We start from the raw sequence: 11,421 nt of genomic DNA, 5'->3' as shown, positions 1-11,421 counted from the left end.
GGGAGGCGTACGTGACCATCATCGAAGACTCCGTCCCGGTGCCCGCCCCGCGTAAGGGCGGCACCGACGACGGGCCGCTGCTCGAAGTGCGTGACCTGCACGTCGAGTTCCACACCCGCGAGGGCGTGGCCAAGGCGGTCAACGGTGTCAACTACAGCGTCAGCGCGGGCGAGACCCTCGCCGTGCTCGGCGAGTCCGGCTCCGGCAAGTCCGTGACCGCGCAGGCGATCATGGGCATCCTCGACATGCCGCCGGCGAGGATCCCGCAGGGCGAGATCCTCTTCCGCGGCCAGGACATGCTCAAGATGTCGGGCGAGGAGCGCCGCAAGATCCGCGGCCAGAAGATCGCCATGATCTTCCAGGACGCGCTCAGCTCGCTCAACCCGGTCCTGTCCGTCGGCTACCAGCTCGGCGAGATGTTCCGGGTGCACCAGGGCCTCTCCAAGAAGGAGGCCAAGGTCAAGGCGATCGAGCTGATGGACCGGGTGAAGATCCCGGCCGCCGCGGCCCGTGTGAACGACTACCCGCACCAGTTCTCGGGCGGTATGCGCCAGCGCATCATGATCGCGATGGCGCTGGCCCTGGAGCCGGACCTGATCATCGCGGACGAGCCCACCACGGCGCTCGACGTGACGGTCCAGGCCCAGGTCATGGACCTGCTCGCGGATCTTCAGCGCGAGTACAACATGGGCCTGATCCTGATCACCCACGACCTCGGCGTCGTCGCCGACGTCGCGGACAAGATCGCCGTGATGTACGCGGGCCGGATCGTGGAGCGTGCCCCGGTCCACGAGCTGTACAAGCGCCCCGCGCACCCGTACACGCGGGGTCTGCTGGACTCGATCCCGCGCCTGGACCAGAAGGGCCAGGAGCTGTACGCGATCAAGGGTCTGCCGCCCAACCTGCTGCACATTCCGAGCGGTTGCGCCTTCAACCCGCGCTGCCCCAAGGCCCAGGACATCTGCCGTACGGACGTCCCGGGGCTGCTCCCGGTCAGCGAGCAGGACGGCACCGAGCTGGTCGGCCGCGGTTCGGCCTGCCACTTCTGGAAGGAGACGATCCATGGCTGAGCTCAGCAAGAACGACGAGCAGGAGGCCACCCCGAACGTCTCCGAGGTGGAGGTCGTCGACGCCCACTCCGAGACGGAGGCGGTCGCCGCGATCGAGGCACCCGTGGACCGTGGTGAACCGATCCTTCAGGTGCGCAACCTGAAGAAGCACTTCCCGCTCACCCAGGGCATCCTGTTCAAGCGGCAGATCGGCGCGGTGAAGGCCGTCGACGGTGTCTCCTTCGATCTGCACCAGGGCGAGACGCTGGGCATCGTGGGCGAGTCCGGCTGCGGCAAGTCCACCGTGGCCAAGCTCCTGATGAACCTGGAGCGGGCCACCGCGGGCGAGATCTTCTACAAGGGCCAGGACATCACCAAGCTGTCCGGGCGCGCCCTGAAGGCCGTGCGCCGCAACATCCAGATGGTCTTCCAGGACCCGTACACCTCGCTCAACCCCCGTATGACGGTGGGCGACATCATCGGTGAGCCCTTCGACATCCACCCCGAGGTGGCTCCGAAGGGCGACCGGCGGCGCAAGGTCCAGGAACTGCTGGACGTGGTCGGTCTCAACCCCGAGTACATCAACCGCTACCCGCACCAGTTCTCGGGCGGTCAGCGTCAGCGCATCGGCATCGCCCGCGGTCTCGCGCTCAACCCCGAGATCATCATCTGCGACGAGCCGGTCTCGGCGCTGGACGTGTCGGTGCAGGCACAGGTCATCAACCTGATGGAGCGGCTCCAGGACGAGTTCAACCTCTCCTACCTCTTCATCGCGCACGACCTGTCGATCGTCCGGCACATCTCGGACCGGGTCGGCGTGATGTACCTCGGCAAGATGGCGGAGATCGGCACCGACGAGCAGATCTACGACCACCCGACGCACCCCTACACCCAGGCGCTGCTGTCGGCGGTCCCGGTGCCGGACCCGGAGGCCCGTGAGCACCGCGAGCGGATCATCCTGACCGGTGACGTGCCGTCCCCGGCCAACCCGCCGTCGGGCTGCAGCTTCCGTACCCGCTGCTGGAAGGCCCAGGACAGGTGTTCCGTGGAGACCCCGATCCTCGCGGTACCCGAGGTCTTCATGGGCGTGGACTCGCCGGCGTCCCACGAGTCGGCGTGCCACTTCGCCGAGGAGAAGGACGTCGTGCACGCGGCCTGAGCGCCACGCGTTCCGTGATCGACCGGCCGGTTCCCGGCACCGCCACCGCGGTGCCGGGAACCGTCTTTTTTGTGTGGGGGAAGAACGGGTGGGGGAGATGCTGCACCACGTCGAACTGTGGGTGCCGGACCTGAGGCGCGCGGTCCGCTCCTGGGGATGGCTGCTGGAGCGCCTGGGCTGTGAGCCGTACCAGGAGTGGCCGCACGGCCGCAGTTGGCGCCGGGGCGAGACGTATCTGGTCGTCGAGCAGTCGCCCGCGCTGCGGGTGGGCTCCCACGACCGGCTGCGCCCCGGTCTGAACCACCTGGCCTTCCACGTGGCGGACCGGACCGAACTCGACGGTCTCGTGGCCGAGGCGCCCCGGCACGGCTGGTCCCCTCTCTTCCCGGACCGCTATCCGCACGCGGGCGGCCCGGAGCACTGCGCCGCGTATCTGGAGGACGCGGACGGCTTCGAGGTGGAGTTGGTGGCGCGCGCCTGACGCATGTCGGGCCTGCCCCATGTCGTGCCTGACACATATCGCGCTGACACATATGGGTGTGCGATTCCACGTACGGGTGGCCTGAATATGCGGTACGTGCGGTACCGGCCGATATTGGCCGGTAACGGAACAGCGCCGCGGCGCTGACGGCAGCGCACTCTGGGAGGCACTCCATGCGTGGAGCGACGCACGCCACATGGGCCGCGGGGGCGGCGGCGATGGCCCTCGTGGCGACCGCTTGCGGGGGCGGGGGCGGGGGCGGGGGTGGCAGCAGCGGCTCCGGGGTCCTGAGTTCCTCCTGGGGTGACCCGCAGAACCCGCTGGAGCCGGCCAACACCAACGAGGTGCAGGGCGGCAAGGTCCTCGACATGATCTTCCGGGGCCTGAAGCGGTACGACGCCAAGACCGGCGCGGCCCAGAACATGCTGGCGCAGAAGATCGAGACCTCGGACTCGAAGCATTTCAAGATCACCGTCAGGAGTGGCTGGACGTTCAGCAACGGGGAGGCCGTCACCGCCCGGTCCTTCGTGGACGCCTGGAACTACGGGGCCAGCCTCAAGAACAACCAGAAGAACGCGTACTTCTTCGGCTATATCGACGGCTACGACAAGGTCCACCCCGACACCGGGAAGCAGAGCGCGAGCAAACTGTCCGGGCTGAAGGTCACCGGCACCCACACCTTCACCGTGAAGCTCAACCAGAAGTTCTCGACGTTCCCCGACACCCTCGGCTACGTGGCCTACGCGCCGCTGCCCAAGGCGTTCTTCGACGACCACGCCGCCTGGCTGAAGAAGCCGGTCGGCAACGGGCCCTACACCATCGACTCGTACACCAAGGGCTCGGTGATGTCCCTGCGGAAGTGGGACGCGTACCCCGGGACGGACAAGGCGCGCAACGGCGGTGTGGACCTGAAGGTCTACACCGACAACAACACCGCTTACACCGACCTGCTGGCCGGCAACCTCGACCTCGTCGACGACGTGCCCGCCTCTCAGCTCAAGAACGTGAAGAGCGACCTCTCGGGCCGATACATCAATACTCCGGCCGGCATCATCCAGACGCTCGCTTTCCCGTTTTATGACAAGAGCTGGGACACGAGCGGGATGGCGAAGGTCCGCAAGGGCCTGTCCATGGCGATCAACCGGAAGCAGATCACCAGCACGATCTTCCAGAAGACCCGTACCCCCGCCACCGACTGGACCTCACCGGTGCTCGGCAGTAGCGGCGGCTTCCAGGACGGACTGTGCGGCGACTTCTGCGCGTACGACCCGTCCGAGGCCAAGAAGCTGATCCAGGAGGGCGGGGGCCTGCCCGGCGGACAGATCAAGATCACGTACAACGCGGACACCGGCTCGCACAAGGAGTGGATCGACGCCGTCTGCAACTCCGTCAACAACGCGATGGGCAACGACAAGGCCTGCGTCGGCAACCCGGTCGGCACCTTCGCCGACTTCCGCAACCAGATCGGGCAGCACAAGATGAAGGGTCCGTTCCGGGCCGGCTGGCAGATGGACTATCCGCTGATCCAGAACTTCCTGCAGCCCCTCTATTACACGAACGCCTCCTCCAACGACGGCAAGTGGTCCAACAAGGACTTCGACAAGCTCGTCGACCAGGCGAACGCCGAGACCAACCGGGGCAAGGCCATCAAGCTCTTCCAGAAGGCCGAAAAAGTCGTACGCGACAACATGGCAGCCATCCCGCTCTGGTACCAGAACGGCAGCGCGGGCTACTCGGACAAGGTCTCCAACGTGGCGCTCAACCAGTTCAGCGTGCCCGTCTACAACGAGATCAAGGTCAGCTGAGCCGTCCACGGGGTGAGCGCCGGGTTGCTGAAGCGAACCCGCGCGTGGGACCCGTACTACCTCCGGAGCCCTCATGGGACGGTATGTGATCCGGCGTCTGCTGCAGATGATCCCGGTCTTCATCGGCGCCACGCTCCTGATCTTCCTGATGGTGAACGTGATGGGCGACCCCATCGCGGGCCTGTGCGGCGAGCGGCAGTGCGACCCCGCCACCGCCGCCCAACTGCGCAAGGAGTTCGGCCTCGACAAGCCTGTGTGGCAGCAATACCTGATGTACATGGGCAATGTCTTCACCGGCGACTTCGGCACCGCCTTCAACGGGCAGCCGGTCACCGAGCTGATGGGCGCGGCCTTCCCGGTCACCATCCGGCTGACGATCGTCGCGATCCTCTTCGAGATCGTCATCGGCATCCTGCTGGGCGTCGTCACCGGCCTGCGTCGCGGCCGGCCCGTCGACACCGGCGTCCTGCTGCTGACCCTCGTCGTCATCTCGATCCCGACCTTCGTCACCGGATTGCTGCTGCAACTGCTGTTCGGCGTCGAGTGGGGCTGGATCAAACCCTCCGTCTCCACGGACGCCACGTTCGGGGAACTGATCGTGCCCGGACTGGTCCTCGCCTCCGTCTCCCTCGCCTATGTGACCCGGCTGACCCGGACCTCCATCGCGGAGAACAAACGGTCCGACTACGTCCGTACGGCCGTCGCCAAGGGCCTGCCCCGGCGCCGGGTGATCACCAAGCACCTGCTGCGCAACTCTCTGATCCCCGTGGTCACCTTCATCGGCACGGACATCGGCGCGCTCATGGGCGGCGCGATCGTCACCGAACGGATCTTCAACATCCACGGCGTCGGCTACCAGCTCTACCAGGGGATCGTGCGGCAGAACACCCAGACCGTGGTCGGTTTCGTGACCGTCCTCGTGCTCGTCTTCCTGGTCGCCAACCTGCTCGTCGACCTCCTCTACGCCGTACTCGACCCGAGGATCCGCTATGCCTGAGCCGCCGCCTGAGCCGCCGCCGCCGTATGAGCCGTCGCCTGAGCCGCCGCCGCCGTATGAGCCGTCGCCGTACCAGCCGGAGGGCGCCATCGCCGCGACCGGCGCGGGCGGTGCCATGGACCTCGCCACGAGCGAGGGGGCCACCCTGGAGAAGGTCCCAGGAGGACCGGAGGGCACGGGGCCCCAGGAGAAGCCCAGGAGCCTGTGGTCCGACGCCTGGCGCGATCTGCGGCGCAACCCCGTCTTCATCGTCTCCGGGCTCCTCATCGTGTTCCTGGTCGTCATCTCCCTGTGGCCCTCGCTGATCGCCACCCAGAACCCCCTCAAGTGCGACCTCGCCAAGGCCCAGGAGGGCTCGCAGCCGGGGCACCCCTTCGGGTTCGACGGGCAGGGCTGCGACGTCTACACACGGGTGGTGTACGGGACCCGCGTGTCGATCGGCGTCGGCGTCTGCGCCACCCTCGGCGTCGCGATCCTCGGCTCGGTCCTCGGCGGGCTCGCAGGGTTCTTCGGCGGGGTGGGCGACTCGTTCCTGTCCCGGATCACCGACATCTTCTTCGCGATCCCCGTCGTGCTCGGCGGTCTGGTCCTGCTCTCCGTGGTGACCAGCAACACCATCTGGCCGGTCATCGGGTTCATGGTGCTGCTCGGCTGGCCCCAGATCTCCCGCCTCGCACGCGGCTCCGTCATCACCACCAAGCAGAACGACTACGTCCAGGCCGCCCGCGCCCTCGGCGCCTCGAACTCCCGCCTGATGCTGCGGCACATCACCCCCAACGCCGTCGCACCGGTCATCGTCGTCGCCACCATCGCGCTCGGCACCTTCATCGCGCTGGAGGCGACGCTCTCCTACCTCGGCGTCGGCCTGAAGCCCCCCACGGTCAGCTGGGGCATCGACATCTCCTCGGCCTCCGCCTACGTCCGCACGGCGCCGCACATGCTGCTGTGGCCCGCCGGCGCCCTCGCGATCACCGTGCTCGCGTTCATCATGCTCGGCGACGCGGTGCGCGACGCCCTCGACCCGAAGCTGAGGTGACGGCCGTGCTGCTCGAAGTGCGTGATCTGCACGTGGAGTTCCGCACCCGGGACGGGGTCGCCAAGGCCGTCAACGGGGTCGACTACGGCGTGGACGAGGGCGAGACGCTCGCCGTCCTCGGCGAGTCCGGCTCCGGCAAGTCCGTCACCGCGCAGGCCGTGATGGGCATCCTCGACATGCCGCCCGGGCGGATCACCGGCGGCGAGATCCTCTTCCAGGGCCGGGACCTGCTGAAGCTCAAGGAGGACGAGCGGCGCAAGGTCCGCGGCGCCGAGATGGCGATGATCTTCCAGGACGCGCTGTCCTCCCTCAACCCCGTGCTCAGCGTCGGCGACCAGCTCGGCGAGATGTTCACCGTGCATCGCGGGATGTCCCGCAAGGACGCCCGCGCCAAGGCGGTCGAGCTGATGGACCGGGTGCGCATCCCGGCCGCCGCCGACCGGGTGCGGGACTATCCGCACCAGTTCTCCGGCGGTATGCGCCAGCGCATCATGATCGCCATGGCGCTGGCCCTGGAGCCCGCCCTGATCATCGCCGACGAGCCGACCACCGCCCTCGACGTCACCGTCCAGGCCCAGGTCATGGACCTGCTCGCCGAGCTGCAGCGCGAGCTCGACATGGGGCTCATCCTCATCACCCACGACCTCGGCGTCGTCGCGGACGTCGCCGACCGGATCGCCGTCATGTACGCGGGCCGGATCGTCGAGTCCGCGCCGGTCCACGACATCTACAAGGCCCCCGCCCACCCGTACACCAAGGGCCTGCTGGAGTCGATCCCGCGCCTCGACCAGAAGGGCCAGGAGCTCTACGCGATCAAGGGCCTGCCGCCCAACCTGATGCACATCCCGCCCGGCTGCGCCTTCAACCCGCGCTGCCCGATGGCCCAGGACATCTGCCGCACCGAGGTGCCGCCGCTGTTCGAGGTGGAGCGTGAAGGGGCGGACCGGTCAGGGGCGGACCGTGAAGGGGCGGACCATGAAGGCGGGACCCGCACCAGCGCCTGCTTCTTCTGGCGGGAGTGCCTCGATGGCTGAGGCGATCCTGGAGGTCCACGACCTGGTCAAGCACTATCCGCTCACCCGGGGGATCCTCTTCAGGAGACAGATCGGCGCGGTGAAGGCCGTCGACGGCGTCGACTTCCACCTCGGCCGCGGCGAGACCCTCGGCATCGTCGGCGAGTCCGGCTGCGGCAAGTCGACGGTCGCCAAGATGCTGGTCAACCTGGAGAAGCCGACGGCCGGGACGATTCTGTACAAGGGCGAGGACATCACCAAGCTGTCCGGCAGGGCGCTCAAGGCCGTACGCCGCAACATCCAGATGGTCTTCCAGGACCCGTACACCTCGCTCAATCCGCGCATGACCGTCGGCGACATCATCGGGGAGCCGTACGAGATCCACCCCGAGGTCGCGCCCAAGGGCGACCGCAGGAGACGCGTCCAGGACCTGCTGGACGTGGTCGGCCTCAACCCCGAGTACATCAACCGCTATCCGCACCAGTTCTCCGGTGGCCAGCGCCAACGCATCGGCATCGCACGGGGGTTGGCGCTGCGCCCCGAGATCATCGTCGCCGACGAGCCCGTCTCCGCGCTCGACGTCTCGGTACAGGCGCAGGTGATCAACCTGATGGAGCGGCTCCAGAACGAGTTCGACCTGAGTTACGTCTTCATCGCGCACGACCTCTCCATCGTGCGGCACATCTCCGACCGGGTCGGCGTGATGTACCTCGGGCGGATCGTCGAGACCGGCAGGGACGCCGAGATCTACGACCACCCGACGCACCCGTACACCCAGGCCCTGCTCTCCGCCGTGCCCGTCCCCGACCCGGAGGCCCGCGAGCGACGGGAGCGGATCATCCTCGCCGGAGACGTGCCCTCCCCGGCGAACATCCCTTCCGGCTGCCGCTTCCGCACCCGCTGCTGGAAGGCCCAGGAGCGCTGCGCGCTGGAGGTGCCGCCGCTCGCGGTGCCCTCGGAGTTCCGCTTCGTGGAAGGTCCGGCCGCGCACGACTCGGCCTGTCATTTCGCGGAGGAGCTACCCCTCAGGCGCTCCGCACCGGGGCGGGCCGTACCGCCGGAGGAACCACCCGAGCGGGCGACATAACCGCGCAAATGCTGGCGAACTTCGTTAACGCGCAGGCAACTTGGCCGAAGCCGCACCGATATACGGACGCGTCAAGGTAATCAGCGTACGGCCGTGCGGGTGCCGTAGACGGGCCGGGGCGCGCCATGTCGCCCCGGCCTGTCGCACCTTTTTTTGCGCCTAAACCGGCGCCGCTCTCGCGGACCTGGCTGGGGTTTCGTCGGGGTTCCTCAATTGATGGTTGCGGTGCTCTGCGGAGATTCGTGGCTCAGCTCAGTTTGAGGGCGCGCCTTAGGAAGTCCACCTGGAGCAGCAGCAGGTTCTCCGCTACCTGTTCCTGCGGGGTCATGTGGGTGACGCCCGACAGGGGCAGCACCTCGTGCGGGCGGCCGGCGGCCAGCAGCGCCGAGGAGAGCCGCAGGGCGTGGGCGACCACCACGTTGTCGTCCGCGAGGCCGTGCACGATCATCAGCGGCCGGTGCGGCTCGGCGGGCGCGGACAGCCCGTCGTCCGTGATCAGCGAGCTCTTCGCGTACGCCTCCGCGGCCGCCGCCGGATCACCGAGGTAGCGCTCCGTGTAGTGCGTGTCGTACAGCCGCCAGTCGGTGACCGGGGCGCCCGCGATGCCCGCGTGGAAGACGTCGGGGCGGCGCAGCACGGCGAGCCCCGCGAGCCAGCCGCCGAACGACCAGCCCCGGATCGCCACCCGGGACAGATCCAGCGGGAACCTCTCCGCGAGGCCGTGCAGCGCGTCGATCTGGTCGTCGAGGGTGAGCGTGAGGTCGTCGCGGATCGCCTTCTCCCAGGCGGGGGAGCGGCCGGGGGTGCCGCGGCCGTCGGCGACGACCACCGCGAAGCCCTGGTCGGCGAACCACTGCGAGGTGAGGTGCGCGTTGTGCGCGGCCAGCACCCGGGGGCCGTGCGGACCGCCGTAGGGGTCCATGAGGACGGGGAGGGGAGTGACACCGTCGTAGTCAGTAGGCATAAGCAGGGCGCATGAAATTTTCCGTGCGCCCCCCTCGGTGAGGGTCACGCGCGGGGACAGACCGGGACTTTCGGCATTCGACGTGACGGTCGCCACCGGCTTTCCGTCCCGCAGCACCCGCACCTGGGCCCCCGGCCGGTCCGGCACCGAGGAGACCAGTACGGTCACGCCCCCGCCGCGCACCGCCGAGTGCACGCCGGGTTCCTGGGAGAGGCGCTCGACACCGAGTTCGTTGACGCGGTAGACATGCACCTCCCCCGTCTCCGGGGCGGTGGCCGCCTCACCGGCCGACGCCGAGATCAGCACATCGTCGTCCGAGACGTCCAGTACCGCGCGCACATGCAACTGCGGGCCCGTGAACGGGCGTTCGCCGAAGGCCAGTACCCGTGCCCCGCCCTCGTCGGCGATCCGCACGAGCTGTCCCGCGGGGCTCCAGCACGGCACGCCAGCGAAAAGATCAAGCCATTGTCGATCTTCGTCGGCGTGCACCATCCGGGTCGTCCCGGTGTCCGGGTCGACCGCCAGGAACAGCTGGCTGCGCTGGTCCCGCGCCTGCACCAGAATCAGCGGTGCGCCCGCCGCTGACCAGTGCACATGCGCCAGATACGGGTAGCGTGCCCGGTCCCAGACCACCTCCGTGCGGGCCCCGTCGAGACCGATCACGAAGAGCCGTACGTCCGCATTGTCCGTTCCGGCGGCCGGGTAGCCGACCTGCTGCGGAGCGCGCTCCGGTTGCGCGGGATCGGAAATCCACCAGCGTCGAACGGGCGCGTCGTCGATCCGGGCGACCAGCAGCCGGTCCCCTTCCGGCGACCACCAGAAGCCGCGTGAACGCCCCATCTCCTCGGCCGCGATGAACTCGGCCAATCCATAGGAAACCATCCCCGACTCCGCCCCGGACTCCGGCTCCGCGAGCGCCCGGTCGTCCTCCCCCTCGGCGCCGATGACCCGCAGGGCGCCCCCGCGGACGTACGCGACGAGCCTTCCGTCGGGCGAGGGGCGCGGGTCGATCACCGGCCCCGGGACCCGGAGTTCGCGTGCCGTACCGGCCCGCAGCTCCGCCGTGAAAAGCCGCCCTGACAAGGCAAAAGAGGCCAGCTCGACCGCCGTGTCGGTGGCGTAGCCGACGATCCCGGCGCCGCCCTCGCGACTGCGCTCGCGGCGCGCCCGCTCCGCCGCCGACAGACGCTCCGTGGCGCCGCCGAGCAGCGCCCGCGGGTCCGCCGCGACGCGCTCCTGCCCCTCCGCGGCGTCGAGGACCCACAGCTGATTCGCCCGGTCCGTCCCGGAGGAGGACCTCAGGAACACGACCCGGGAACCGTCCGGGGAGACGGTGAACGCGCGGGGTGCGCCGAGGGTGAAGCGCTGCGTCCGGGCGTACCGGCGGGGGAAGGAGAGAGGCTCGGTGGTCATCCCCTGACCATATTGGCCATGCGCCCCCTTGTGCGGCTGTGCGCCGATCGATGCGCGCGTATGGATAGTTATGATCACTGGCGGTGTGTGGGTATGAACCCGCTGGCCGCTGTATGGATTTACCGACCCCCATGTCCGACCCCCCATGTCCCTGGGATCTTTGGAGGTGAGCCGCCGTGGCACTCTCGATTTCGGCGGTGGTGCTGCTGGCGATCATCGTCGTCATCCTGGTCAGGAAGTCCGGGTTGAAGGCCGGCCATGCGGTGGTATGTGTCCTGTTCGGCTTCTATCTCGCCTCTTCGACGATGGCCCCCACGATCAGCGACCTGACGACGAACGTCGCGGACATGATCGGCAGCTTCAAGTTCTGACGGGTGCCGGCTGAGCTTTTGGAGCCGAACTCCGCCCACTGCCTGT

10 protein-coding genes are annotated in these 11,421 nt (G+C 68.4%); 9 read left to right on the top strand and 1 reads right to left on the bottom strand.

The window, feature by feature from the left end; translation table 11 throughout:
* The first annotated feature begins 11 nt into the window (after positions 1–11).
* From OG819_RS06860 to OG819_RS06825, 8 genes are all read left to right on the top strand, one after another.
* Positions 12–1,070 (top strand): ABC transporter ATP-binding protein, encoded by a 1,059-nt coding sequence (locus OG819_RS06860; RefSeq protein ID WP_266648484.1) that lies wholly within the window; start codon positions 12–14, stop codon positions 1,068–1,070.
* Positions 1,063–2,208 (top strand): dipeptide ABC transporter ATP-binding protein, encoded by a 1,146-nt coding sequence (locus OG819_RS06855; protein WP_266648482.1) that lies wholly within the window; start codon positions 1,063–1,065, stop codon positions 2,206–2,208. Before OG819_RS06860 ends, OG819_RS06855 begins: the two co-directional genes overlap by 8 nt.
* Positions 2,209–2,305: 97 nt before the next feature.
* The gene (locus OG819_RS06850; protein WP_266648480.1) at positions 2,306–2,689 is read left to right on the top strand and encodes a VOC family protein; all 384 of its coding nucleotides are present in this window, start codon (positions 2,306–2,308) and stop codon (positions 2,687–2,689) included.
* Positions 2,690–2,862: 173 nt separating this feature from the next.
* The gene (locus OG819_RS06845; RefSeq protein ID WP_266648478.1) at positions 2,863–4,494 is read left to right on the top strand and encodes an ABC transporter substrate-binding protein; all 1,632 of its coding nucleotides are present in this window, start codon (positions 2,863–2,865) and stop codon (positions 4,492–4,494) included.
* 73 nt (positions 4,495–4,567) lie between these two features.
* Positions 4,568–5,491 (top strand): ABC transporter permease, encoded by a 924-nt coding sequence (locus OG819_RS06840; RefSeq protein ID WP_266648476.1) that lies wholly within the window; start codon positions 4,568–4,570, stop codon positions 5,489–5,491.
* Complete coding sequence (locus tag OG819_RS06835; protein WP_266648475.1) at positions 5,484–6,527, top strand: ABC transporter permease; 1,044 nt, start codon at positions 5,484–5,486, stop codon at positions 6,525–6,527. The genes OG819_RS06840 and OG819_RS06835 overlap by 8 nt, the downstream gene beginning before the upstream one ends.
* Positions 6,528–6,532: 5 nt before the next feature.
* On the top strand, positions 6,533–7,561 hold the full coding sequence (locus tag OG819_RS06830; protein WP_266648473.1) for an ABC transporter ATP-binding protein: 1,029 nt from the start codon (positions 6,533–6,535) through the stop codon (positions 7,559–7,561).
* Positions 7,554–8,627, top strand: a complete 1,074-nt coding sequence (locus OG819_RS06825) for a dipeptide ABC transporter ATP-binding protein (RefSeq protein WP_266648471.1) — start codon at positions 7,554–7,556, stop codon at positions 8,625–8,627. The genes OG819_RS06830 and OG819_RS06825 overlap by 8 nt, the downstream gene beginning before the upstream one ends.
* A 247-nt stretch (positions 8,628–8,874) precedes the next feature.
* Here OG819_RS06825 and OG819_RS06820 read toward each other — a convergent pair whose 3' ends face one another.
* Positions 8,875–11,004, bottom strand: a complete 2,130-nt coding sequence (locus OG819_RS06820; RefSeq protein WP_266648470.1) for a prolyl oligopeptidase family serine peptidase — start codon at positions 11,002–11,004, stop codon at positions 8,875–8,877.
* 176 nt (positions 11,005–11,180) lie between these two features.
* Between OG819_RS06820 and OG819_RS06815 the strand changes: the two genes are divergently transcribed.
* Positions 11,181–11,375 (top strand): hypothetical protein, encoded by a 195-nt coding sequence (locus OG819_RS06815; RefSeq protein WP_054228237.1) that lies wholly within the window; start codon positions 11,181–11,183, stop codon positions 11,373–11,375.
* Positions 11,376–11,421 lie beyond the last annotated feature (46 nt).

Origin of the sequence: Streptomyces sp. NBC_01549 (genome assembly GCF_026339955.1) — a bacterium.
Classification (GTDB): domain Bacteria; phylum Actinomycetota; class Actinomycetes; order Streptomycetales; family Streptomycetaceae; genus Streptomyces.
This window is presented reverse-complemented; position numbering and strand designations above follow the sequence as displayed.